Genomic DNA, 24,164 nt, shown 5'->3' with positions numbered 1-24,164 from the left:
ACGTCGACACCACGAGCCTGCCCGCATGAGCGAGGTCCGCATCGGCCGGTGCGAGCAGTGCGGCGGCGACGTGCAGTGGCTGCCGTGCTACGACGGGCGCCGTCGGGCCTTCGCGCTCGACGAGGTCCGCAGCCAGCACGCGGGGGACGAGGTGCGCTGGTTCCTGACGTCGAACCGGGGGGCGGTGCCGGGCACGCAGCTCGAGTACAAGGCGACCATGCCGTTCCGGGTCCGGCACGTGTGCCAACGCCAGCCCCAGGGGTACGGCGCGGGGGGCGAGGACGGTCTCGACAAGGCCAAGGCGCTGCGCTCGGCGCCGCAGGTGCGGGAGTTCCAGGTGCGCCCGCCCTACCGGTTCGGGTACCGCTGGGAGTCGGAGTGGGGGCACATAGTGCACCCGGACCGGGGCCTGTGCGGCGCCAAGGTGATCGGCGAGATGACGCCGCGCGAGGCCGCGCGCCTGCCGACCATGCCCCTGTGCAAGGAGTGCGTCATGAGGTACCGTCGCCGCCACCCGCAGGACCAGGTCCGCCGCCCGGTCGAGCCGTCCGGCCCGGTCGAGCCGTCCTGAGGCGCCGAGCCGTTCCCGACGAACACGCCCGTCCCGACGAAGGAGCCCCGTGCCGCCCTACGACCTCGATCACCGGCTCGTCGTCGGTGTCTCCTCGAGCGCGCTGTTCGACCTGTCCGACTCGCAGCGGGTCTTCGACGAGCAGGGGATCGACGCGTACCGCGCCTACCAGGACGAGCACCTGGACCGGACGCTGCGCCCCGGGGTCGCGTTCGAGTTCGTCCAACGTCTCCTGAGCCTCAACGACCTGTCGCCCAGCGCGCAGGACCCGCTCGTCGAGGTCTTCGTCCTGTCGAAGAACGACCCGACGACGGGCCTGCGCGTCATGAGCTCGGTCGCCGCGCACGGGTTGCCGATCAGCCGGTCGATCTTCACGCAGGGCCTCGCGCCGTACGCGTACATCCCGGCGCTCAACATCTCGCTCTTCCTCTCGGGGGACGCGCGCGACGTGCGCACGGCGACCCTGCTGGGACACCCGGCCGGGCAGGTCCTGGGGAGCGCCGCCGTCGGGCACGTCGCCGCAGCGGGCCCGACGGCGGAGCGCACGCCCGGCGCGCCCGTCACCTCGGGCGAGGCGCGGCCTGCGCCCGACGACGCGGCCGACACCGACCTGCGCGTGGCCTTCGACTTCGACGGCGTGCTCGCCGACGACAGCGCCGAGCGCATCTTCCAGTCGGACGGGCTCGAGCAGTTCCACCGGTACGAGAGCGCGCGCAAGGTCACCGAGCACCATGCGGGGCCGATCCTGCCGTTCCTGCGGGCGCTGAGCACGATCCAGCGCCGCGAGGAGGAGCGGGCGGTCGAGGACCCGACGTACCGGCCCCGGGTGCGCGTCTCGATCGTCACGGCGCGCAGCGCACCCTCGCACGAGCGGGCCGTGAACACGCTGCGCTCGTGGGGCGTCACGGTCAACGACGCGTTCTTCCTGGGCGGCGCCGACAAGGGGCGCGTGCTGCGCGTCCTGCGCCCGCACATCTTCTTCGACGACCAGCGCGGGCACCTCGACCCGGTCGCGCGCGAGGTCGCGAGCGTCCTGGTGCCGTACGGCGTGACGAACGAGGCGGCGGTGGTCCCGGCCGGACCGGCCGGGGTCGCCGAGCCGGACGGGCCCGCCGAGCGGGCCGCAGCCGCCGTGCCGGACTCGACCGCCCCCGCCCCGGTCGGCTGAGGCGGCCGTCGTGCCCTCCGTCTCCCGACCGTCCGCGCGTCCCCTCGACGACGGGGCGAGGCCCGGCCTGCTGCTCCCCGCGGCCCGCACGGTCCGGGCGCACCTGCCGACCTACCTCCTGACCGTCGTCCTCCTCCAGGGCGTCACGGGCCTGGTCGTCGTCCCGCTCATGGTGTGGTTGTTCGACCGGGCGCTCGCGGTCGCCGGGGTCGCCTCGTTCACGCACCTCGACGCGGTGCGGGTCCTGTCGAGCCCGGGCGCGGTGCTCCTGCTCGTCCTCCTGGCTCTGGTCGCCTCGGTCGTGGTCCTCGTCCAGCAGGGGGCGTTCCTCGCGATCGGCGTGCGCGTGCGGGCGGGGGAGCCCGTCTCGGTGCGCGGTGTCGCGCACGACCTCGCCCGTGCGAGCCGCCGGCTCCTCGGCCCTCAGCTCGTGCTGTTCGTCGGGTACTCCTTCGTGCTGGTCCCGGTGGGCGGGTTCGGGATGGCGGCGTTCCTCGTGCGGGGCATCGCGATCCCGGACTTCGTCGTCGGGGAGCTCCTCAAGTTCGACGGCGGCCTGTTCGTCTATCTCGCGTTCCTCGCGGGAGTCCTGTTCCTCAATCTGCGCCTGGTGCTGACGCTCGCGATCCTGCTGACCTCCGACGTGTCGGTCGCGGGGGCCATGGCCGCGAGCTGGCGCGCGACCCGGCGGTCGTGGCCGCGTCTCCTCGGAGTGTTCGCGGTCGTGGGCGTCGCGGTGCTCGTGGTGGCCGCGGGGATCGTGACGATCGCGCTCGTCCCCACGCGGGTCGCGGACCTGCACGCCCCCGGCTTCGCGCCCCTCGTCGCGGGGGCGACGCTCACGGTCGTGCAGGTGGTCGGGTTCGTCCTCGCGGGGTTCGTCGCGGCGGTCCTGACGCAGGTCGTGGTCGCGGTCGCGGGGCGTGCGGTACCGCTGCCCGACGGCGCCGCTCCCGCGGGTGCCGCAGCCTCGCCCGGGCAGGTGGCCGGGCCGGTGGCAGCCGCGCCGGCCGGACGGCACGCGCTCCTCGGCCTGTTCCGCGGCCGGGCGGGCCGACCGCGCGCGGTGCGTGCCGCCGTCGGGCTGGGTGCCGTGCTGGTGCTTCTCGCCGTGACGGCGGCCAACACCCGCGCCATGACCACGCTCGTGCGCGAGGAGCCCGGTGCGGTGATCGCGCACCGGGGCGACCCGGGCGGCGGCGTCGAGAACTCGATCGCGTCGCTCGAGTCGGCCGCGGTGCTCGGCGCGGACTACGTCGAGCTCGACGTGCTCCAGGCCGCCGACGGCGGGCTCGTCGTCTTCCACGACCTGACCCTGCGGCGGCTCGCGGGCACCGACCGGGCCGTGCACACCATGACGCTCGACGAGCTGACCGCGACCACGATCCGTCAGGGCGGGTTCGAGGCGACGATCCCGTCGCTCGACGAGTTCGTCGAGCGCGCCCGCGAGCTCGACGTGCCGCTCCTGGTCGAGCTCAAGGCGCACGGCCACGAGACGCCGACGTTCGTCGCGGACGTCGTCGCGCTCCTGCGCGCGCAGGGCGTCGCCGACGAGTACCTGGTCCAGTCGATCTACCCCGAGCAGGCCGACGAGGTGCACGCGCTCGGCCCCGAGATCGCGGTCGGCTACGTCGTCCCGTTCCTGCGCGGGGCGCTGGGCGACCTGCCGGTCGACTTCGTGGCGATCGAGCAGTCGTCCGACTCGGCCCGCGTGCGCGCCGGGGCTCGTGCGGCCGGGATCGAGGTCTATGTCTGGACCGTCAACGACCCTGCGACGATGCGCGCCCAGCTGCGCGGCGGCGTCGACGGCATCATCACGAGCAGCCCGCGCCGTGCCGTGGCCGAGCGCGCCACGGTCCGCGACGACCTGGCCCTGTCCACGCGGCTCGAGGACGAGCTGCGCGACGCGCTCGCGTGGTGAGCTCCCGTGCCCACGAGAACGGGGTCGAGGTCGCCATCCCCTCGATGACGACCTCAACCCCGTTCTCAGCACCGGCCGGCCGGCCGGCCGGCTGGCTGGCCAGCCAGCCGGCCGGGCGAGGTGGTCAGCCCTCGCGCGGGCCGTCCACGGCCGACCCGACCAGGAACTGCGAGTACGCCCCGATGGTCAGGAAGGTCGGGAAGTCCTCGGCGAGCGCGACGGCACGGAACACGTGCGCGGCGTCGTCGATCCGGTTGCCCTCCCCGCGCGGCAGGTCGTCGACGACCTCGGCGAGCAGCGCCTCGACGCGGGCCCGCGTGATGGGCACGCCGCCCTCGGTGCGGGTCCCGGACGCGATCCACTGCCACACCTGCGAGCGGGAGATCTCGGCCGTCGCGGCGTCTTCCATGAGGTGGTCGATCGCCGCGGCCCCCACGCCGCGCAGCCACGACTCGATGTAGCGCACGCCGACCGAGACGTTGGACCGCAGCCCTGCCGCGGTCACGGTGGCACCCGCACGGCGCACCGAACCGATGTCGAGCAGCTCGTGCTGCCCCACGCGCACGTCGTCGCGCAGTCGCGAGACCTGGTGCGGCCGGTCGCCCAGCACGGCGTCGAACTCGGCGCGTGCCGCGGGGATGAGGTCGGGGTGCGCGACCCAGGTGCCGTCGAACCCGTCGCCGGCCTCGCGCCGCTTGTCCGCGCGGACCTGCTCGAACGCCTTCTCGGTCACGTCGGGTCGGCGGCGGTCGGGGATGAACGCGCTCATGCCGCCGATCGCGTGCGCCCCGCGCCTGTGGCACGTCGCGACGAGGAGCTCGGTGTAGGCCCGCATGAACGGCGCGGTCATGGGCACCTGCGAGCGGTCGGGCAGGACGTACTGGTCGCCGCGCGTGCGGAACGACTTGATGACGGAGAACAGGTAGTCCCAGCGGCCCGCGTTGAGCCCCGCGCAGTGGTCGCGCAGCTCGTGCAGGATCTCCTCCATCTCGAACGCGGCGGGCAGGGTCTCGACGAGCACGGTCGCGCGGATCGTGCCCTGCTCGATGCCCAGGTACTCCTGCGCGAACACGAACACGTCGTTCCAGACGCGCGCCTCGCGGTAGCCCTCGAGCTTGGGCAGGTAGAAATACGGTCCGCGGCCGCGCTCGACGAGCTCTCGCGCGTTGTGGAAGAAGTACAGCCCGAAGTCCACGAGCGAGGCGGACGCCGAGACCGCGACGCCCGCGCGGTCGGCGTAGCGCAGGTGCTTCTCGATGAGGTGCCAGCCGCGGGGCCGGAACACGATGGTCGGCAGGTCGGTCAGCTCGGTCGAGCGCAGCGCGTACTGCTTGCCCTCGGGGGAGGTGAACGCGAGCGTGCCGCGGATCGCGTCGTGCAGTGCGAGCTGGCCCTCGATCACGTTGCGCCACGTGGGCGACGACGCGTCCTCCTGGTCGGCGAGCCACACCTTGGCGCCCGAGTTGAGGGCGTTGACCGCCATCTTGGGGTCGGTCGGGCCGGTGATCTCGACGCGGCGGTCCTCGAGGCCGGGGGCGCCGCGCGAGCCGGCGACCTGCCACGACGGGTCGTCGCGCACGGGTCGGGTCGCGGCGCGGAAGTCGGGGTCGATCCCGTCGGCCACGTCCTGGCGGCGCTGCTGGCGGTCCATGAGCAGCCCGTGGCGGGCGGCGAGGAAGCGGTCGTGCAGCGCGGTGAGGAAGTCGAGGGCGCCCGGGGTCAGGATATCGCGGTAGCGCTCACCGAGGGGCCCGGTGACGTCCAGGGTGCCCGACGGCGTCGCGCGCCGAGCGTCGTCGTCGCGCCCGCCGTGGGGGCCGGGGTGCTGACGGGCCGTGGTGGGCCGGTCGGACGAGGTGCGTGACGTCGTCGGGCCGGAGGGATGGGGGTTGAGGGTGCTGGTCGTGCTGGCTGTGCTGGGCATGGCATGGCTCCGATGGTCTGTGCCGCGAGGTAGAGGGGAGTCGTCGAGGTAGAGGGCCGCAGCCCTCTACCTCGACGCGTGGCCTCTACCTCGGTGAGGCGAGGCGAGGAGGCGAGGATCAGTGGAACTGGGCGGTCTCGGTGGAGCCGGCGAGCGCGAGGGTGGCGCTGTCGGGGTTGAGAGCCGTGGCGACGCGGTCGAAGTAGCCGGTGCCGACCTCCCGCTGGTGGCGGGTGGCCGTGTAACCGTCGGACTCGGAGGCGAACTCGGCCTCCTGGAGCTCGACGTAGGCGCTCATCGCGCGGTCGTTGTAGCCGCGGGCGAGCTCGAACATGGAGTGGGACACGGCGTGGAAGCCGGCCAGGGTGATGAACTGGAACGCGTAACCCATCGCGGCGAGCTCCTTCTGGAAGCTCGCGATCTGGGCGTCGTCGAGGTGCTTCTTCCAGTTGAACGACGGCGAGCAGTTGTACGCGAGCTTCTTGTCGGGGTACTGCGCGTGGACGACCTCGGCGAAGCGGCGGGCCAGCTCGAGGTCGGGCTCGCCCGTCTCGACCCAGATGAGGTCGGCGTACGGGGCGTAGGCCAGGCCGCGCGAGATGACCGTGTCGATGCCCGGACGCGTCCGGTAGAAGCCCTCGGCGGTGCGCTCGCCCGTGAGGAACTCCTGGTCGCGGGGGTCGACGTCGGACGTGATGAGGTCGGCGGCGAGCGCGTCGGTGCGGGCGATGATGACGGTCGGGACTCCCGCGACGTCCGCGGCGAGGCGGGCCGCGTTGAGCGTGCGGATGTGCTGCGAGGTCGGGACGAGGACCTTGCCGCCCAGGTGACCGCACTTCTTCTCGGACGCGAGTTGGTCCTCCCAGTGCACGCCCGCAGCGCCCGCCTCGATCATCGAGTGCATGAGCTCGTAGGCGTTGAGGGGCCCGCCGAAGCCGGCCTCGGCGTCGGCGACGATGGGGGCGATCCAGTCGCGCTCGGGAGCGGTGCCCGCGGGGGAGCCGGATCGCTCCGAGGTCTCGATCTGGTCGGCGCGCAGCAGCGCGTTGTTGATGCGGCGCACCACGGCCGGCACCGAGTTTGCGGGGTACAGCGACTGGTCGGGGTAGGTCTGGCCGGACAGGTTGGCGTCGGCCGCGACCTGCCACCCGGACAGGTAGATGGCCTTGAGGCCCGCGCGGACCTGCTGCACGGCCTGGTTTCCGGTCATGGCGCCGAGCGCAGCCACCCACTCCTCGGTGTGGATGAGGTCCCACAGCTTCTCGGCGCCGCGGCGGGCCAGGGTCCGCTCCTCGCGGACCGAGCCGCGCAGGGCGATGACGTCCTCGGCCGTGTAGTCACGCTGCACGTCGGACCAGCGGGGGTCGGTCGCCCACGACAGGGCGAGGTCGGCAGCGGTCTGCCGCTGGTCGCCGGGGCGCGAGGGTGAGTGGCTGTGGGCGTGGCTGGTGCCGGCGGGTGCGGGGGAGGGGACGGGGGCCGTGACTGCCTCGGTCCGGGAGGTCGCGGACGCCCGGGGCGTGGCGTACTCGTTCTCGGAGCGGCGGCTGATGATGGGCGGGGTGGTCACGGGGTGCCTCCAGAGCGTCGTTGCGTGCGGTGGTACTCGTTCCGGCGCGCCGCCCGGGTGAGCGGTTGCCGTGGAACGACCTTCCTTCGCCGCACAAGGGGTCCACAAGGACTTCTTCGGCAGAAGAAGTATGTTTCTTCTGTTGTGCGCAAGGAGTGGCGTGTGTCACCCTCAGTCATGGCATCTGACGCGCGGTCAGCACAGAAGTTCCTCGGACGGCAGGGCGGGGCGCTGCCGGGCGGCACCCCGCTCGGCGGCACGCTGCCCGTCGAGGACGAGGCCGACGCCCTCACGATCGGCCGTCGGGTCCGGCACCTGCGGACCGAGCGAGGCATGACGCTCGAGGAGCTCGGGGCCGCGATCGGGCGGGCGCCCTCGCAGGTCTCGGTGATCGAGAACGGGCGCCGCGAGCCCAAGTTCTCCCAGCTCCAGGCGATCGCCCGTGCACTCGGGGCCAGCGTCGAGGACCTGCTCTCGGCCGAGCCGCCCACGCGCCGGGCGGCCCTCGAGATCGAGCTCGAGCGTGCGCAGCGCGGACCGCTGTTCGCCTCGCTCGGGCTCGGTGCGGTGCGGGTCGGCAAGTCGCTGCCGAGCGACGCGCTCGAGGCCATCGTCGGTCTGCAGCGCGAGCTCGAGCGCCTGCACACCGAACGGGCCGCGACCCCCGAGGAGGCGCGCCGCGCGAACACCGAGCTCCGCGCGACCATGCGAGCCCAGGACAACCACTTCCCCGAGCTGGAGGCCACCGCGCGCGAGCTGCTCGACGGCGTCGGGCATGCGCGAGGTCCCATGTCCCAGCGTGTGGCCGCGGACCTCGCGACGCACCTGGGCTTCTCGCTGCACTACGTGCACGACCTGCCGCACTCGACCCGCTCGGTGATCGACCTGCGCCACCACCGCGTGTACCTGCCGAGCACGGGCACGCGCGCGTCGAGCGATCCGCGTTCAGCCCTGCTGCAGGCGCTCGCGTCGCACGTCCTGGGGCACCACGAGCCGCGCGACTACGGCGAGTTCCTGCGCCAGCGCGTCGAGGCCAACTACCTCTCGGCCGCGCTCCTGCTCCCCGAGCGCGACGCCGTCAAGCTCCTCAAGGAGGCCAAGGACGCGCGCGAGATCTCGGTCGAGGACCTGCGCGACGCGTTCTCGGTGTCCTACGAGACCGCGGCCCACCGGTTCACGAACCTCGCCACGACGCACCTGGGCATCGGGGTGCACTTCATGAAGATCCACGAGTCGGGGATCATCCACAAGGCGTACGAGAACGACGGCGTGCGCTTCCCCGCGGACCCCCTCGGCGCGGTCGAGGGCCAGTACGTGTGCCGCAACTGGACCGCGCGCACGGTGTTCGCGGTCGAGGACCGACTGAGCCCGTTCAGCCAGTACACCGACACCCCGACCGGCACCTACTGGTGCACCTCACGCGTCCAGGACTCCGACGACGGCCAGTTCTCCGTCAGCGTGGGCGTGCCGTTCGGGCACGTCAAGTGGTTCCGCGGGCGCGAGACGACGGAGCGCACGGTCTCACGCTGCCCTGACGAGTCGTGCTGCCGTCGCCCGCCCGCGGCCTTGACCGAGCGCTGGGCGGACCGGTCGTGGCCGAGCGCGCGTCCGCACGCGAGCATGCTCGCCGCGATGCCGGTCGGGGCGTTCCCGGGCGTGGACCAGACCGAGGTGTTCCGGTTCCTGGAGTCGCACGCCCCGGCGCTGCGGTAGCCGCCCTCCCGCTGAGTGCGGAGTTCTTGCGAGAAACGCCCGGCGAGTCGCGCAAGAACTCCGCACTCAGCGAGGCGACAGGTCAGGCCAGGCGGGGGAAGACCGGCGTCGGCGGGCTCACGCGGGTCCCGGCGCCGAGCTGGGCGCGCAGGCGGGCGGCGCCGTCGGGCACGAAGGGCGAGAGCTCGACCGCCACGACCCGGCACGCCTCGACGAGCCGTGCGAGCACCTCGTCGAGACGTTCGCCCGTGCCCGTCCCTCCGGCGCGCTCGCGGGCTGCGAGCTCCCAGGGCTTCTCGGCGTCGACGTACCGGTTGGCCGCGTCGACGATGCGCCACACGGCCCCGGTCGCGGTCCGCAGGTCCGCGTCCGCGAGGGCCGCGTCCACGGCAGGGGCGACCTGCCCGACGGCGGAGCCCAGCTCGTCGGGTGCGCTCGCCAGGGTGCGGGGGAGCGCGGGCACGACGCCGTCCCGGAACCGGTGCACGAGCGTGAGCGTGCGGTTGACCAGGTTGCCCACGCCGTGGGCCAGCTCGTCGTCGTGCCGCGCGACGAGGCGCTCGGTCGTGAACTCGGCATCGCCCAGGAGCGGGACCTCGCGCGCGAACCACCAGCGCAGGGCGTCGGTGCCGTACGCGTCCACGAGCCCGACGGGGTGCACCGCGGTGCCCGTCGACTTGGCGAGCTTGGCGCCACCGGCCGTGACGTAGTCGTGCACGTGGATCGTGGTGGGCAGCGGCTCGCCCGCCGAGAGCAGGAGCGCGAGCCAGTACACCGCGTGGAAGCGTGTGATGCCCTTGCCGATCACGTGCACGCGCTCGTCGCCGCCCGACCACCAGGTGCGGTAGTCGTCCGCCGCTCCGGGGTCTGCCGGGTCAGTGCCCTCGCCGCCGTAGCCCAGCGCGGTGACGTAGTTGGTCAGCGCGTCCCACCAGACGTACACCACCTGCGAGGGGTCGCCCGGGACAGGGACGCCCCACCTGTCCGAACGGGCTGCTGGCCGCGAGACGCTGAAGTCCTCGCACCCGGCGTCGACGAACGCGAGGACCTCGTTGCGCTTGGCGGCGGGGTTGATGCGCACGCGCCCCGTCGCGATCTCCTCACGGATGCGGTCGCCGTAGCGGGACAGCCGGAAGAACCAGTTCTCCTCGACGACGCGCTCGGGCAGGGGCGCGTGCTCCGGACAGCGGCCCGACGCGTCGAGCTCGTCGGGGGTGTAGAACTGCTCGCAGCCCGCGCAGTACAGGCCCTCGTAGGAGCGTCGGTAGAAGTCGCCGGCCTCGGCGCAGCGACGCCACAGCGCCTCGACGCCGGGGCGGTGACGAGGGTCGGACGACGTCGACAGGAAGTCGTCCGTGGACAACGACAGCGCAGGGCGCAGGGCGCGGAAGTCCTCGACGCGCTCGGCGACGAACCCCCCGACCTCACGGTCCGCGGCGCGGGCGGCGCTCACGTTCTTGAGGGCGTGGTCGTCGGTGCCGGTCAGGAAGCGGGTCGGCCGCCCCCGCAGGCGTGCGTGGCGGGCCAGGACGTCGGTCTGGACGAGCTCGAGCGCATGACCGAGGTGCGGGTCGCCGTTGACGTAGGGGATGGCGGTCGTGACGTAGAAGGTGGGCCGGGCGGGTGTGCTGGCGGGGGAGGTCTGGGCGGTCATGGCGAGAGTCCTCTCGGGGACGACGGGCACCCTTGACGGGTGCGGTGGCGCCTCGACCGCACCGGGCCCGGACACACGAAAGGCCTCGCTACGGCGAGGCCTTGGGTGGTGGAGCGCGTCAGCGCATCACGAAAGGGCCCCGGGCGGGGCGCATCATGACGGTTGACGAGAAGCTCATGCGCACGACCTTACCAGCGGGGCCCTCGAGCCCCGCTGAGTGCGGAGCAGTTGTCGTGCGACCCGGCGTGTCGCGACAAGTGCTCCGCACTCAGCGGCGGGGTGGGGTGGGGCGCGGCGGCTCAGCCCGTCGAGCTCGACGCCGCGGGCTGCTTGGTCAGCATCTGTTCCTTGAGCCGTGCGGTGTCGGCGTCCGTCCAGGTGTCGGGGGCGTTGAGGGCCGACCAGCCGTCGGCGTACTCGAGGTAGTAGACGTGTCCGTGACCGGCGGGGATGTCGGAGGCGGCCGCGACGAACAGGTCGCCCGTGAGCTGCCAGAACGTGACGACGGGGCGCCACCGAACGGCGTCGAGCACGTCGGGGCCGCGGGGTTCGCGCATCCAGTCGGGCTCGGACCACAGGGTCGTGGGGGACCACCAGGTGACGCCGTCGGACGCGTGCTGGACGTAGACGATGCGCGGGGTCTCCCACGTGCCGGGCACGGTCCAGATGTTCGCGGCGCTCGAGACCTCGGTGCCCCAGCGGATCTGGCTGCCCTCCTCGTAAACGGGCGAGTACTCGGGGGAGCCGGGGTCGCGGTTCGCCGTGAAGTCCGTCCAGTTGGGCGTGAAGTTGGGTGTGCCCACGAACATGGCGCCGTCGGTGCGGGTCGTCATGTCCTGCAGGCCGCTGAACGCGCCTTGTGCGCCGAACGAGCCGAGCGAGATGCCGAACGCCATGAGCTTCGGCCGGGTGTCCTCGGGCTGGGCGGACCAGGCCTCGTACACGGCCTCGTAGAGGGCCTTGCCGGCGTCGGGCGGGGTGCTGCGGTCACCGACGAAGCTGATCCAGCTCGGCAGGTACGAGTACTGCATCGAGGCGATCGCGGTGTCGCCGCCGTGCATGAGCTCGAGCGAGTTGCTCATGCCGGGGTCGACCCAGCCGGTGCCCGTGGTGGTGGCCACGACCAGGACGGACCGGTCCCAGGCGTTGGTGCGGTCGAGCTCGTCGACGACGCGCTGCGCGGTCGCGTCGAGGTCGCCTGCAGGGTCGAGGCCCGCATAGACGCGGATCGGGACCTGGACGTCGGCCGGGTCGACCACGTCGCCGCCCGCGGCGAACTCGGTGAGCTCGGCCTGGGTGGGGCCGAGCGTCACGAAGCGTCGTCCTTCGGCACCGAGCGACGCCCACGACGAGCCGGACTCCGGGGAGCCGGACCGCTCGGGCGAGGTCGGCGCGTCGAGCGCAGGGTCGATCTGCTCGTTGGCGCTCGCGTAGACGTTGTTGAGCAGGTGCAGCACGCCGGCCCAGATGACGCCGTTGAACAGCAGCACGACCACGACCGCGACGATGACCCCGCTGAGGAAGCGGGCGATCGGCTTGGGCATGATGTTGTCGACCAGCAGGCTCACCCACTGCGCGACGCGGCGCAGCGCGCGGGCGAGCTGCAGGACGCCGATCGCGATGAGGACTGCGACGAACACGACCGCGACGTCGTTGGCCGGCGCCTGCTCGGGCATGCCGAACAGGGCGCGCAGCTCGTGCTGCCAGCGTGCGCCGAGCACCAGGAAGAGCGGCACGAGGACGATCGTCGCGGCCCCCAGGACCCACCAGGCGATGCGGCTCACGCGTGGGCTCCAACGGATCCGCAGCCCGACCTTGAGGGCGAACCACTCGACGAACGCCCCGATCCCGTACCCGCCGACCATGCTCATGCCCGTGATGAGCGCCTGGTAGTACCAGGCGCGGGGGATGAGCGAGGGGGTCAGGGAGTAGCAGAAGAAGAGCAGGGCGAGGACGAGCCCGGTCGTGGAGAAGCGTCGCGCGTAGTGCTGGAGCCACGCCCACGCCCGACGGCGCAGCGGGGGTCGGGTGGGTCGCTCACCGCCCGGGGCCACGTCCTGGCGTCCTGGTGCGACCGGTGCGGTCGCGGGGGACGGTGCGGCCGCGTCGGACGCGGAGGCGTCCTCCGTGGTCGTCGTGGTCCTGCTGCTCGGGGCGGTCTGGGACCGGCGCGGGGCGTCTGGCGTCACGGGTGCGATCGTACGGGGCTGGTGGGATCGCGCCACCGAGAGCGCTGCGGGCGGGTCGTGGCGGTCAGGGGAGGTAGCCGCCGATGAGCGCGTCGACCCACGCCTGCTTGTCCCCGCCGGAGCAGTCGCTCGTGTAGTTCACCCAGGAGGCGCCGAAGCGGATCGCTACGCAGTCTGCGACCTTCTCGCTCGCGTTGGAGCCGAAGGCGCCTGCGAGGAGGCCGTCGATCTGCGACCACGACATGCCGTGCGCTGCCATGAGCCGGCCCTGGTAGATGTGCGCCATCTCGTGCCGGATGACGTCCTTGGTCTTCGACGGCTGGCCGGCGAGCCGTGACGCGTTGACCAGGATGGTCGAGGTGTTGCCCTTCCACACGCCGCCGAGGTGGCCTGAGAGGCCCGGGTCGTCCCAGGAGAGCGAGACCCCGCCGTTGCCGGGAAGGCTGCGCAGGGTTGCTTCGCCGATCTCCCGGATCGACGGGGACGGCGCCGCAGGGGTGGACGGGTCGGCGGGCGTCTGCTGCGCGGGGGCCGACTGTGCTGCAGCGGTGCGCTCGGCCGCGGCCTGCTCGGCGGCGGCTCGTTCTGCGGCGGCCTGTTCTGCGGCAGCTTGCTCGGCCGCGGCCTGTTCTGCGGCTGCCTGCTCGGCCGCGGCCTGTTCTGCGGCTGCCTGTTCGGCTGCCGCCTGTTCTGCTGCTGCCTGCTCGGCAGCGGCGACGCGGGACTGCTCGAACTCGAAGCTCGCGATCGCCAGGCGCACCCGGGCGTCGAGGCCTTCGGCGTGCTCGACGGCGTCGCGAAGTCGCACGAGCCCTCTGGCGAGCAGGGGGCGGGGCGTGCGTCCGGTCCTCTCGGCCTGCTCGTCGACCTCGTCGACCGCGCGACGGAGCGCGAGACGGAGGCCTTCGTCGACCTTCCCGGTGGCCCGTTCGACCGTGCGGGTCGCGCGTTCGACGAACCTGCTCGCCTTCTCCTGGGCGTTCGCGCGTTCGATGTCACCGGTCGCGGTGGTCGAGATCCCGGTCGCGGTCGCAGCCGAGTCGCCCGTGGTCGCGGCCGTCCCGCTCGCGAGGACGACGACGAGCGCGACCCCGGCGAGGCGCGTCCCGAGCCTCCGACGACGTCGGGTTCGTCCGGCGCCCGGCAGTGCCTCGCACCGGCACGGGCTCTCGGCGGGTCCGGCAGCGCAGGTGTGGTCGACGGTCGAGGGCTGAGAGTCGCGCATGCTCTCTCAATGCAGCTGCCTCGGGCGTCAGCAGGTCTCCGTCGTTCGGGCGTCGACGGAGACCTGCCGGGTCAGCGCTCGTCGTCCGCCGCGTCGCCGATGTACGTCGAGACGTCGTCGGGGAGCCCGTCCTCGTTCATGTCGTCGGAGCGCTTGCGCCGGGCGTCCCAGCGCAGCGCGGCGGCGGCGAGCAGCGCCGAGGCGACCGAGGCGAGGAGGACTGCGGCCTTGGCCGACTCGGTGTGCTCGGAGTCGGGGAACGACAGCTCGGCGATGAGCAGCGAGACCGTGAAGCCGATGCCGGCGAGCAGCCCCACGGGCAGAAGGTCGCGGACGCCGATGCCGGGCGCGAGACGCAGCGGTGTGAGTCTCGTGACGAGCGCCGTGATTCCCAGCACTCCGATCCCCTTGCCGACCACGAGCCCGACGATGATGCCGATCGCGACGGGCTGGCCGATCATCTCCCCGATCCCACCGCCGTCGACGAGCGAGACGCCTGCGGCGAAGAACGCGAAGATCGGCAGTGCGAGCCCTGCGGAGATCGGCTTGACGCGGTGCTCGTACTGGTGGGTCCGGGAGGTCTTCTCGCCGTGGATCGCGAGGGCGGGGACCATGAAGCCGAGCAGGACGCCCGCGACGGTCGCGTGGATGCCCGACTCGTGGACCAGCGCCCACACGACGGCGGCGAGCGGGAGCAGGAGCCACCAGTGCGTCCGACGGCGGCGCACGAGGAACGCGAACAGCGCGACGCCGACGAGGGCGAGGCCGAGCGGGGCCCAGTGCAGGGTGTCGGTGTAGAAGATGGCGATGACGATGATCGCGAGCAGGTCGTCGACCACGGCGAGCGTCAGCAGGAAGGTGCGGATCGCCGTCGGGAGGCCGCGGCCGAACACCGCGAGGACCGCGAGCGCGAACGCGATGTCGGTCGCGGTCGGGATGGCCCAGCCGTGGACGGCGTCGGCCCCGTCGGTCAGCAGGACCACGGCGACGTAGAACGCGGCGGGCACGAGCATGCCACCCACCGCGGCGAGCATGGGAACGCCTGCCTCGCGCGGGTTGCGCAGCGACCCGGCGACGAACTCCTGCTTGAGCTCGACGCCGACGACGAAGAAGAAGATCGCGAGCAGGCCGTCGGCGGCCCACGTCGACAGCGACAGGTCCAGGTGCAGCGCCTCGGGGCCGACCGTGAAGGAGGCGAGGTCGAAGTAGGCCTCTCGCCAGGGCGAGTTGGCCCACAGGAGCGCGATGATCGCGGCACCGATGAGGAGCGCACCGCCCGTCGTCTCCCGGGTCACCCAGCGCTTCCAGCGTCGTGCGGCGCTCGGCCGCGCGGTCGCCGCGAGGGCCGGGGTGCCCGACGGCGTCGCTCCCGAGGAGGGCGCGTCACCCGCGCGGGGGGTCTCGTCCGGGGTGGGGGTGTGCTGCTCGTGCGTGCTCACAGGTCTCCTGTGGTTGAGGGGTCGTCGACGTCACGCCGACCAGACTTCCCGGCACACCAGCGTCCCATCCTACCGGGCGGCAGGCTCGGCAGGCGCAGTCGTGGCACGCCGGGCACCCCGGAAGGAGGACCTCGCCCGGGCGGGAAGTCCGCCGAAAGGGGGATGTCTCGGGCACCTCGACCACGGGAGCATGGTCGGGTGCACGAGAAGAGCCACGAACCCTTGACCATGGACGCAGCCTCGCAGGACCCCACGGAGACGGTCGTGGGAGTTTCTTCCCGCGAGACCCGGTTCCTCCGGCTCGTCCTGCCGGTCCTCGGGATGGTGGCCGGTGTCGGTCTGCGCTGGCTCGCTGCCTGGATGGCGGGCCTGCCCTGGGTCCCGTGGCAGGGGCTGGCGCGTTCCGTCGATGCCCTGGCCGACGTGTGGGGCACGTGGGCACTCGTGGGCCTCGGTGCTCTCGGCGCGGTCGTCGGGGCGTGCTTCGCGCAGCACCTCGTGGAGAACATGGGCCGGATCGCCGTCACGTGCACGGGTGCGGGGTTCAAGAACAAGGACACGCTCGAGACGGTCGGGCGCTCCGAGGTGACCGACGTGTTCGTCGAGGGCTCGCAGGTCGTGCTCCTGCGGGCCGGTCGGGAGGTTCGCCGTTGGCCCGCTGACCTGCCGACCCGCCAGGTCGCGGCGGCCTTCACGGGCCACGGCTGGCCGTGGCGTGAGGGCGGGGACCCGTTCCGCGCCGCGTACCACCGTTGGGACGTCGGCGACGAGAGATTGCCCGCCGGGGCGGACGCGCTGCTCCGTGCGCGGGCGGGACTTCTCGAGGCGGGCAAGGGGGTGCACGCCCGTGGTGTGCGGGACGACCTCGCGGTGCTCGGGGTCGTCGTGCGCGACGAGGGCACGGTCCAGCACTGGCGCCTCGCGACCGACGTCTCGGCGACCGGTACCGGCAGCAGTACCGGTACCGGAACCGGAATCGGGGCCGGTGCGGTCGGCGTCGAGCGCCGCGCCTGAGGCCGAGGTCAGCCCACGTCCTCCACGAGCGCGGCCAGCCTGGTCACGGTGTTCCAGTTCCTTGCCGTGCCCCACACGCCGAGCGCCCTGAGCAGGACCGCTGGGGTGAGCTTCGAGGTGCCGACCCCGCCCTGGAACCACGTGTAGCTCACGGCCCCCGACCAGGCCATGTGCGTGATGCCGTAGCGGGCGGGGTCGAAGGCCTCGACCCTGTCGGGACCAGGCGGGTGCGGATGGAACGTCACCAGCAGGTGGGACGGGTCTTCGCGTGCGGCGTCGTCGAACGGGTTCGCCGAGATCGCGGCCGCCAGGTCCGCACCGGTCAGCGTGAGCACGTCGACGTCGAGACCCAGGCGGTCGGCGAGGCCGGCCTGCACGAGGCGCGTGACGTCGTCGGGCCCGGTGGTTCCCGACGTCCCCGGGGTCACCACCAGGTTCCCGCTGGCCAGGAGCGTGCGCGCCCCCGCGAACCCGGCGTCCTGCGCGATCGCGCGCAGGTCCGCCGACGGAACCTTGCGACCGCCACCCACGTTGACGCCCCGCAGCAGCACCACGAAACCCGACACCAGGGCTCAGCCCGGCCGGTCGGACACGGAGGCGGGCATCGACGCCGCGGCCGAGGACACGGCCACCGGGGGCCGCACCACGCAACGGAAGCCGATGTGGCTCGTCGCCGTGTCGACCGCCTGCGGCGACCGGGCCGCGGGCCGGTAGCGCAAGCAGTACTCCGGCGCGCACAGGTGCGAGCCACCCTTGAGGGTCTTGCGCGGGATCGTCGAGCCGGGCTCGGCGCTCGCGGCAGCGCGCGCGCCGTCGCCGTCGGGCTGTGCCGGTCGGGCCTGCCCGGCGCTCGGTGAGCAGCACGCGGGCATCTCGACCGTGAGCGCGGACCGGGCCGCCTCGACCTCGGCCGCGGACCGGGCCTCGGACGTGTGGTCCGGGGTGTAGAACGACGTGGTCCATTCCCACACGTTGCCGATCATGTCGACCAGGCCGAAGCCGTTCGGCGGGAACGTCCCGACGGGGCTCGTCCCGACCCACCCCGCTGCCCCCGTGTTGCGGTAGGGGAACGAGCCCTGCCAGTGGTTGGCGAGCAGCTCTCCACCGGGCCGGTACTCGTCTCCCCAGGCGAAGCGCGCGCCGTCGAGCCCGCCGCGGGCCGCGTACTCCCACTCGACCTCGGTCGGCAGCGACCGACCCGCCCAGGCGGCGTACGCCTGCGCGTCCTCGAACGAGACCTGCACGACCGGGTGGTCCTCGCGACCCTCGACCGAGCTCCCCGGACCGTGCGGGGCGCTCCAGCGGGCGCCCGGCTGCCAGCGCCACCACTGCCGCCAGTCCGAGAGGTCGACCGGACCTGCGGTCGCGGTGAACACGAGCGCGCCCGGCACGAGGTCCTCGGTCGCGACGCCGGGGTAGTCGGCCGGGTCGAGCGGGCGCTCGGCCACCGTCACGTAGCCCGTCGCGGCGACGAACGCGGCGAACTGCGCGTTGGTCACGGGGTGCTGCTCGATCTCGAAGGGTGCCACGGTGGCCTCGTGGACGGGGCCCTCGTCGGGGTAGAACTCGGCCGAGCCTCGGCGGAACGAGCCACCGGGCAGCGGCACCAGGGGCGAGAGAGCCGTCCTGTCACTCCCGCGGTCGCGAGATCTCTCACGTGCTGGACCTCCCGCCGAAAGACGTGCTGGTGGCGTGCCTGCGGTCGTGTCCATGCGTCTCCTCGTGTCGAGCTCGTTCTCGATGCTGCCCGGTGTCGTCAGCAGGCGTGCCCGGGCGATCGCGGGGCCATCCGTCATGCGGCCCGAGGGGCCTGCTGACCTGCGGCGACGTGCTGTCCTCCGGTGCCCGGACCTGCTGTAGCCGACCCTAGCGCCGGGGACCACCACCCGTCTGCCCCGTGGCTCTGCTCCGCGGTGCGGACTCGACCTGATGGTTGCCCGAGGCGTATATTCCAGCCGGACTATTCCGCCGGGAACCATCACGAGGAGGCGACACATGGCACGCAAGGACCTCTCCGCCGCTGCCCTGCTCCTCCTCGGGCTGCTCCACGAACGCCCCATGCACCCGTACCAGGTCCACCAGACCCTCAAGCAGCGCGGCGACGACCGGCTCGCGAGCATCACGCCGGGTTCGGTCTACCACTCCATGGACCGCCTCGCGTCGGACGGTCTCGTCGAGGCCGTCGGCACCGACCGCGCGGGGAACCGCCCCCAGCGGACCACCTACCGGCTGACCGAGGCGGGTCGCGAGGCCTTCGCGGCGCGCACGGCCCTGCTGCTCGGGGAGCCCCGGCAGGAGCACCCCTGCTTCCCGCTCGCGCTGTCGCAGGCCCATGCGATCGACCGGTCGGTCGCGGTCGCCGCGCTGCGGGCCCGGCGTGCTGCGACGGCCGAGGAGCTCACGGCCTGGTCCCGCAGGTACGACGGCGTGCGGAGCCACGGCCTGCCCCGTCGCCTCCTGCTCGACGTCGAGTACGACCTCCACCGGATCGAGTCCGAGCTCGCGTGGCTCGACGGCCTGCTCGCCGACCTCGACTCCGGCGCCCTGGACTGGGACGAGCCCGTCCCGCAGTCCTTCCGCGACTTCGTCGCCGCCCGTTCGCGGGCACAGGCCACGGACCACGTGCCCTGACCTGCTGCCGGGATCGCGCCCGGCAGCGGCTGCTCGCGCAGCCTCCTGAACACCCCTGCCCGTCGTCGACCTCGAAGGACCCCATGACCACGACCCCTCCGTCCGAGAGCCTGCCCGCGACCGGTACCACGGCCACGGCCACGTCCGACGCACCTGCCGGCCCACCGCTCGTCGACCTCGGCGGGCGCAGCCCGTGGAGCATCCTCCCGGCACTGTGCCTGGGCTTCTTCATGATCATGGTCGACACCACGATCGTGAACATCGCGGTCCCCACGCTGGTCGACACGTTCGACACGACCCTGACGCTGGTCGGTTGGGTCAACAGCGCGTACCTGCTCACGTACGCGGTGCTGCTCCTGCTCGCCGGTCGCCTGGGCGACCGGTTCGGACCCAAGCCCGTGTTCGTCCTGGGCCTCGTGGTCTTCACGCTCTCGTCGCTGTGGTGCGGGCTGTCGGGGTCGGTCGAGATGCTCATCGTGGCGCGCGCGGTCCAGGGCGTGGGCGCCGCGCTCATGACCCCGCAGACCATGTCGATGATCACGCGCGTCTTCCCGCCGCGTCAGCGCGGTGCCGCGATGGGGCTGTGGGGTGCCGTCGCGGGCGTCGCGACCATCGCGGGCCCGCTGCTCGGCGGCGTGTTCGTCGAGACGTGGGGCTGGGAGTGGATCTTCTTCGTCAACATCCCCGTGGGCGTCGTGGCCCTCGTCCTGGCGCTGCGGAGCCTGCCGTCGCTGCCGACCAACAAGCGCAGCTTCGACATGGTCGGGGTCGCGCTCTCGATCGTGGGTCTGTTCCTGTTCGTGTTCGGCCTGCAGGAGGGCGAGACGTACCACTGGGGCACGGTCGTGGGACCGCTGAACATCTGGACGATCATCGGCCTGGGCGTGCTGGTCCTGGCGGCCTTCGTGCTGTGGCAGCGCCACCTCGGTGAGCGCGCGCTCCTGCCGCTCACGCTGTTCCACTCGCGCAACTTCTCGCTCGCGAACGTGTCGGGCATGGCCGTGTCGTTCGGCATGATCGGGATCTTCTTCCCGCTGACGATCTTCCTCCAGTCGATCCTGGGGCTCTCGCCCCTGGAGGCCGCGCTCATCAACCTGCCCGGTTCTCTCGTGTCGGGGGTCGTGGCGCCGTTCGCGGGCCGGCTCTCGGACCGGATCCCGGGCAAGTGGGTCGTCGCGGCGGGCTTCGCGCTGCTCACGGCCTCGGTCGTGTGGCTGAGCGTCGCGGCAACTCCCGACGCGAGCACCTGGGCGATCGTCGCGCCCATGACGCTGTTCGGGATCGGGACGGGTGCGCTCTTCTCGCCGCTCGCGAACCTCGCGACGTCGGGGCTCGACCACCGCACGGCCGGCGCGGGCGCGGGCGCGTTCAACACGTTCCGCCAGGTGGGCGGCGTGATCGGCTCGGCCGCGATCGTCGCGACGCTCACGAGCAGGCTCTCGGCGACCCTGCCGGCGGCCGCGCGTGACGCCGCGGCTGGGCTGCCCGCGGAGCTCCGCCAGCAGTTCGTCGACGGCTTCGCCGCGGCGGGCGGCGCGTTCACCGGGGGAGCGCAGCACATGGAGCTCCCCGCGGGCGTCCCGCCCGAGGCCGCCGCTCAGATCCGCGAGGCCGCGACCACGGCCCTGCACCAGGGGTTCTCGCTCGCGGTCGGTCAGACGCTGCTCGTCACGGCGGGCGTCCTGGTGATCGGGCTCGTCGCGGCGCTCGCCATGCGCGCGACGCACGTCGCGCACGCGGACTGAGGGCCGCAGGTCCGGGCGCACCACTGAGCCGGCCCACCACGGACCCGGCCCGACGACGGCACGTGAGCGCCGTCGTCGGGCAGGCCGGGTGGGTCCCGCCGTCCCGCCCACCCCGTCCCAGGGGGTGGGCGGGAACGTGCATGTGAACGACAGGTGACATCTCGGACGCGCGGCGTGTTGCCTCGACGCTGGAGAACCACACGGGCGTAGTTTCGAACGTGACGGACGACACACGTCGTCCTCCGGGAGGCCATCCGATGGAGTTTCTGCTCCGCGCAGGAGGGCCGGCACCGGCCCTTCGTCGGCCGGTCGCCCGCCCCACCCAGCGAGAACGGCGCCGCGCGCCGGAGGGAGCCTGCTGTGGTCCGAACCGCTTCTGCTACCGGAGCTGCACCCGACGTCAGGGACACGTCCCGTGACACGACGAGCCCTGACCCTGCGAGCCCTGCGGGGCGTCGCACCTTCGTCGTCGACACGTCCGTGCTCCTGTCCGACCCGCGAGCCATGCTGCGCTTCGCCGAGCACGACGTCGTCCTCCCCGTCGTCGTCATCACCGAGCTCGAGGCCAAGCGCCACCACGCCGAGCTCGGCTACTTCGCCCGCAGCGCGCTGCGCATGCTCGACGACCTGCGGGTCAAGCACGGTCGGCTCGACGCCCCGCTGCCCGTGGGGGCGGTCGGCGGGACGCTGCGCGTCGAGCTCAACCACACGGACCCGGGCGTGCTCCCCGCCGGGTTCCGCCTGGGCGACAACGACACGCGCATCCTGTCGGTGGCCGCCAACCTCGCGAGCGAGGGCTGCGACGTGACCGTGGTGTCCAAGGACCTGCCCATGCGGGTCAAGGCCTCCGCGGTGGGGCTGCGCGCCGAGGAGTACCGGGCCGAGCTCGCGATCGACTCGGGCTGGACGGGCATGGGCGAGATCGACGTGAGCGACGAGCAGATGGCCGACCTGTGGGAGCACGAGTCGGTCGAGCTCTCGGCGCTCGACGCCGCCACGGTCGCGGCCGCCGAGCCGCTCCTGGTCCACTCGGGGCTCGTGATCCACTCGCCGCGCGGCTCGGCTCTCGGCCGGGTCACGGCCGACAAGCACGTGCAGCTCGTCCGGGGGGACCAGGACGTGTTCGGCGTGCACGGTCGCTCGGCCGAGCAGCGCATCGCGATCGACCTGCTGCTCGACGAGGAGATCGGGATCGTGTCGCTCGGCGGCCGTGCCGGGACGGGCAAGTCGGCGCTCGCGCTCTGCGCGGGCCTCGAGGCGGTGCTGGAGAAGAGGCAGCACCGCAAGATCATGGTCTTCCGCCCCCTGTACGCCGTAGGCGGGCAGGAGCTCGGCTACCTGCCGGGCTCGGAGGCCGAGAAGATGAACCCGTGGGCGCAGGCGGTCTTCGACACCCTGGGCGCGCTCGTGTCCAAGGAGGTCATGGACGAGGTCGTGGACCGCGACGTCCTGGAGGTCCTGCCCCTGACCCACATCCGCGGTCGCTCGCTCCACGACGCGTTCGTCATCGTCGACGAGGCCCAGTCGCTCGAGCGCAACGTCCTGCTGACCGTGCTCTCGCGCATCGGGCAGTCCTCCCGGGTCGTCCTCACGCACGACGTCGCGCAGCGCGACAACCTGCGCGTCGGTCGGCACGACGGCGTCGCGGCCGTGATCGAGGCGCTCAAGGGGCACCCGCTGTTCGCGCACGTGACCCTGACGCGGTCCGAGCGTTCGCCCGTCGCGGCGCTCGTGACCGAGATGCTGGAGAGCATCGAGGTCTGAGACCCGGTACGTCGGGCACGCGTCGTGGCCCCGGTCCGCGGGGGACCGGAGCCACGACGCCGCGTACGCGGAACCGGCGTCGGTGCGCGTGCCGTCGGTAGGTTCTTCGAATGCCGAGAAGAGTGCGCACGACATCGGAGGGCCACGTCAGACCGAGCCGCCAGGACCGCAGGCGACGGCGGGTCTCCGGTGGGCTGCTCGTGGCGAGCGGCCTGCTCCTCGTGCTGCTCGGCGTCTGGGTCACGACCTGGGAAGCGGACTACCACGCCGGTTCCGTGTGGAACTTCGCCAACCAGCGCGACATGACCGTCGAGCCGTGGAGTGCGGCGGCGATCAGGACGAACCGCGACGTTCTCGTCGTGGCGGGCGCACTGGGGTTCTCGGGCCTTGTCGGTGTCGGGGTCGGCGCGGTCCGGTGGAGATCTGCGGGCCGCTGAGCCGTCCACGAGGAAATCTGTGCGGACGTGGTGCGTGCGTCAGGGCACGCATCATGCCGAAGACCGGGCGCGTCGGGACGATCTGCGGCGCGACGAGGCGGCATCATCGGTCGATGAGCCCAGGCCCCGCAGCCCTCGTCCCACCGGATCCCGCGTGGGGCGAGCAGGCGGTCGAGCTCCTCGCGGTCGTGCGCTCCGCGTTCGCCGTCCTCGATGGTGCGCAGGGCATGGTCTACGACCACATCGGGTCGACGGCGGTCCCCGGGCTCGCGGCCAAGCCCTTCCTCGACCTCCAGGTGCGTGTCCCGGTGCTCCTGCCCGTCGAGGAATGGACGCGAGCGCTCGGGACGACGACGTTCCGTCCCGCGCAGGGCAGCCGGCCGGACTCCCCGGGGGTCACGTTCGACCTTCCACGGGGCAGCACCGGCCGCGACGACGAGAACCTCTGGAGGAAGTCCCTCTTCGTCTCGGCGGCGCCCGCTGCGATCCTGCACATCAGGCGCGCGGACTCGCCGTGGGCCGCGTACACGGTCGCGCTCCGGGACCTGCTGCTGGAGGACTCGCGTCGACGAGGGCAGTACGAGGACCTCAAGCGGCGGTTGGCTCGCGAGCACGCGGACGACGGCGACTACGACGACTACACGCGCGCCAAGACTGTGTTCTTCGACGAGGTCCAGGACGAGATGGAGGACAGGGTGCGCGCCGCTCGCGGAGCCTCGGTCAGGTCCGAGCCGGGGCGGTGAGGCTGCGCGCGGACCGCGACCGCGCGTGGACCAGCACCACGGCGAGCACGCCGACGACCGCGCCCACGGCCGTGTCGAGCGCACGGTCGAGCGCGATGACGTCGTTCGAGCCGCCGAGCGACGTCATGAGCAGCGCCATGGGGGTGATGGTCAGCATCGCGAGGCCGTAGTGGCGCCCCACGACGAGCTCGGTGACGACCTGCAGCACGACGACGAAGGCTGCGGTCGCCCAGAAGCCGAGGCGCAGGTCGAGCAGCGGCCACACGTCAGGCGAGGTGGCAGGTCGGCGGGCGTCCCGGCGGCCTCCGAGAGCTCGTCGGCGAGGCGGAGCGCGGTCGCGCGCGTGCGGCGGTGCGACGCGTCGTCGGCGAGGACGGTCCGCGCGAGGGCCACGGCGTCGCACGCCCGCCCGACGGCGCCACGGTCGTCGGGTGCGAGGGCTGCGGCCTCGGCGGC

The 24,164-nt window shown here is 72.8% G+C and carries 19 protein-coding genes; 10 read left to right on the top strand and 9 right to left on the bottom strand.

The window, feature by feature from the left end; genetic code table 11:
* Positions 1-25 precede the first annotated feature (25 nt).
* The 3 genes from IE95_RS0113465 to IE95_RS0113455 are packed head-to-tail and all read left to right on the top strand — an operon-like array spanning position 26 to position 3,660.
* Positions 26-571, top strand: coding sequence for a hypothetical protein (locus IE95_RS0113465; RefSeq protein WP_030152138.1), 546 nt, complete (start codon positions 26-28; stop codon positions 569-571).
* A gap of 49 nt (positions 572-620) precedes the next feature.
* A complete protein-coding gene (locus IE95_RS0113460) occupies positions 621-1,739 on the top strand; it encodes a 5'-nucleotidase (protein WP_084690268.1) in 1,119 nt (372 codons plus the stop codon).
* Positions 1,740-1,749: 10 nt separating this feature from the next.
* Positions 1,750-3,660, top strand: coding sequence for a glycerophosphodiester phosphodiesterase (locus IE95_RS0113455; RefSeq protein WP_030152136.1), 1,911 nt, complete (start codon positions 1,750-1,752; stop codon positions 3,658-3,660).
* Positions 3,661-3,784: 124 nt separating this feature from the next.
* Here IE95_RS0113455 and aceB read toward each other — a convergent pair whose 3' ends face one another.
* Both aceB and aceA read right to left on the bottom strand, forming a co-directional pair.
* Positions 3,785-5,584 (bottom strand): malate synthase A, encoded by a 1,800-nt coding sequence (aceB, locus tag IE95_RS0113450; RefSeq protein ID WP_084690267.1) that lies wholly within the window; start codon positions 5,582-5,584, stop codon positions 3,785-3,787.
* A 118-nt stretch (positions 5,585-5,702) separates the two neighbouring features.
* On the bottom strand, positions 5,703-7,154 hold the full coding sequence (gene aceA / locus IE95_RS0113445) for an isocitrate lyase (protein WP_276319046.1): 1,452 nt from the start codon (positions 7,152-7,154) through the stop codon (positions 5,703-5,705).
* A 177-nt stretch (positions 7,155-7,331) separates the two neighbouring features.
* On the opposite strand from aceA, the gene IE95_RS0113440 reads away from it, so the two are divergent.
* Complete coding sequence (locus tag IE95_RS0113440; protein ID WP_084690266.1) at positions 7,332-8,867, top strand: helix-turn-helix domain-containing protein; 1,536 nt, start codon at positions 7,332-7,334, stop codon at positions 8,865-8,867.
* Between the two features lie 82 nt (positions 8,868-8,949).
* Here the strand turns inward: IE95_RS0113440 and IE95_RS0113435 are convergent, their stop codons facing one another.
* The 4 genes from IE95_RS0113435 to nhaA all read right to left on the bottom strand — a co-directional run bounded on the left by IE95_RS0113435 (position 8,950) and on the right by nhaA (position 15,374).
* Positions 8,950-10,521 (bottom strand): methionine--tRNA ligase, encoded by a 1,572-nt coding sequence (locus IE95_RS0113435; RefSeq protein ID WP_030152132.1) that lies wholly within the window; start codon positions 10,519-10,521, stop codon positions 8,950-8,952.
* Positions 10,522-10,820: 299 nt separating this feature from the next.
* Positions 10,821-12,710 carry an alpha/beta hydrolase gene (locus IE95_RS0113430; RefSeq protein WP_051703103.1) on the bottom strand — a complete coding sequence of 630 codons (1,890 nt, stop codon included), beginning with the start codon at positions 12,708-12,710 and terminating at the stop codon, positions 10,821-10,823.
* Between the two features lie 64 nt (positions 12,711-12,774).
* A complete protein-coding gene (locus IE95_RS20885; protein ID WP_030152130.1) occupies positions 12,775-13,935 on the bottom strand; it encodes a hypothetical protein in 1,161 nt (386 codons plus the stop codon).
* Between the two features lie 71 nt (positions 13,936-14,006).
* Entirely contained in the window at positions 14,007-15,374 is a 1,368-nt protein-coding gene (gene nhaA / locus IE95_RS0113420) for a Na+/H+ antiporter NhaA (RefSeq protein WP_084690264.1), read from the bottom strand.
* 198 nt (positions 15,375-15,572) lie between these two features.
* Here nhaA and IE95_RS0113415 point away from each other — a divergent pair, with 198 nt between their 5' ends.
* A complete protein-coding gene (locus tag IE95_RS0113415; protein ID WP_129429488.1) occupies positions 15,573-16,388 on the top strand; it encodes a YqeB family protein in 816 nt (271 codons plus the stop codon).
* Positions 16,389-16,396: 8 nt separating this feature from the next.
* On the opposite strand, the gene IE95_RS0113410 is transcribed toward IE95_RS0113415, so the two are convergent.
* Both IE95_RS0113410 and IE95_RS0113405 read right to left on the bottom strand, forming a co-directional pair.
* Complete coding sequence (locus IE95_RS0113410) at positions 16,397-16,954, bottom strand: DUF1697 domain-containing protein (RefSeq protein WP_036572031.1); 558 nt, start codon at positions 16,952-16,954, stop codon at positions 16,397-16,399.
* 6 nt (positions 16,955-16,960) lie between these two features.
* On the bottom strand, positions 16,961-17,998 hold the full coding sequence (locus IE95_RS0113405) for a formylglycine-generating enzyme family protein (protein ID WP_240666180.1): 1,038 nt from the start codon (positions 17,996-17,998) through the stop codon (positions 16,961-16,963).
* A gap of 385 nt (positions 17,999-18,383) precedes the next feature.
* On the opposite strand from IE95_RS0113405, the gene IE95_RS0113400 reads away from it, so the two are divergent.
* The 5 genes from IE95_RS0113400 to IE95_RS19040 all read left to right on the top strand — a co-directional run bounded on the left by IE95_RS0113400 (position 18,384) and on the right by IE95_RS19040 (position 23,708).
* A complete protein-coding gene (locus tag IE95_RS0113400; protein ID WP_030152125.1) occupies positions 18,384-19,019 on the top strand; it encodes a PadR family transcriptional regulator in 636 nt (211 codons plus the stop codon).
* 83 nt (positions 19,020-19,102) lie between these two features.
* Entirely contained in the window at positions 19,103-20,764 is a 1,662-nt protein-coding gene (locus IE95_RS0113395; protein WP_084690263.1) for a DHA2 family efflux MFS transporter permease subunit, read from the top strand.
* A gap of 504 nt (positions 20,765-21,268) precedes the next feature.
* Positions 21,269-22,528: an RNA 5'-3' helicase PhoH2 gene (gene phoH2 / locus IE95_RS0113390; protein ID WP_030152123.1), complete on the top strand. Its 1,260-nt coding sequence runs from the start codon at positions 21,269-21,271 to the stop codon at positions 22,526-22,528.
* A gap of 122 nt (positions 22,529-22,650) precedes the next feature.
* Positions 22,651-22,965 (top strand): hypothetical protein, encoded by a 315-nt coding sequence (locus tag IE95_RS0113385; RefSeq protein ID WP_129429487.1) that lies wholly within the window; start codon positions 22,651-22,653, stop codon positions 22,963-22,965.
* Positions 22,966-23,078: 113 nt separating this feature from the next.
* Entirely contained in the window at positions 23,079-23,708 is a 630-nt protein-coding gene (locus IE95_RS19040) for a GrpB family protein (RefSeq protein ID WP_051703101.1), read from the top strand.
* On the opposite strand, the gene IE95_RS20685 is transcribed toward IE95_RS19040, so the two are convergent.
* The gene (locus IE95_RS20685; RefSeq protein ID WP_030152120.1) at positions 23,686-23,973 is read right to left on the bottom strand and encodes an FUSC family protein; all 288 of its coding nucleotides are present in this window, start codon (positions 23,971-23,973) and stop codon (positions 23,686-23,688) included. The two genes, IE95_RS19040 and IE95_RS20685, sit on opposite strands and share 23 nt — an antisense overlap.
* Positions 23,974-24,164 lie beyond the last annotated feature (191 nt).

The sequence above is a fragment of the Oerskovia turbata genome, from assembly GCF_000718325.1.
Lineage (GTDB): Bacteria > Actinomycetota > Actinomycetes > Actinomycetales > Cellulomonadaceae > Oerskovia > Oerskovia turbata.
This window is presented reverse-complemented; position numbering and strand designations above follow the sequence as displayed.

Bases quoted from the DNA above. Each gene is read 5' to 3' on its own strand.
- phoH2 (WP_030152123.1), top strand. From the start codon at position 21,269: ATGCTGCGCTTCGCCGAGCACGACGTCGTCCTCCCCGTCGTCGTCATC.
- IE95_RS0113440 (WP_084690266.1), top strand. From the start codon at position 7,332: ATGGCATCTGACGCGCGGTCAGCACAGAAGTTCCTCGGACGGCAGGGC.
- IE95_RS0113400 (WP_030152125.1), top strand. From the start codon at position 18,384: ATGGCACGCAAGGACCTCTCCGCCGCTGCCCTGCTCCTCCTCGGGCTG.
- IE95_RS19040 (WP_051703101.1), top strand. From the start codon at position 23,079: ATGAGCCCAGGCCCCGCAGCCCTCGTCCCACCGGATCCCGCGTGGGGC.
- IE95_RS0113465 (WP_030152138.1), top strand. From the start codon at position 26: ATGAGCGAGGTCCGCATCGGCCGGTGCGAGCAGTGCGGCGGCGACGTG.
- IE95_RS0113395 (WP_084690263.1), top strand. From the start codon at position 19,103: ATGACCACGACCCCTCCGTCCGAGAGCCTGCCCGCGACCGGTACCACG.
- IE95_RS0113435 (WP_030152132.1), bottom strand. From the start codon at position 10,521: ATGACCGCCCAGACCTCCCCCGCCAGCACACCCGCCCGGCCCACCTTC.
- IE95_RS20885 (WP_030152130.1), bottom strand. From the start codon at position 13,935: ATGCGCGACTCTCAGCCCTCGACCGTCGACCACACCTGCGCTGCCGGA.
- aceB (WP_084690267.1), bottom strand. From the start codon at position 5,584: ATGCCCAGCACAGCCAGCACGACCAGCACCCTCAACCCCCATCCCTCC.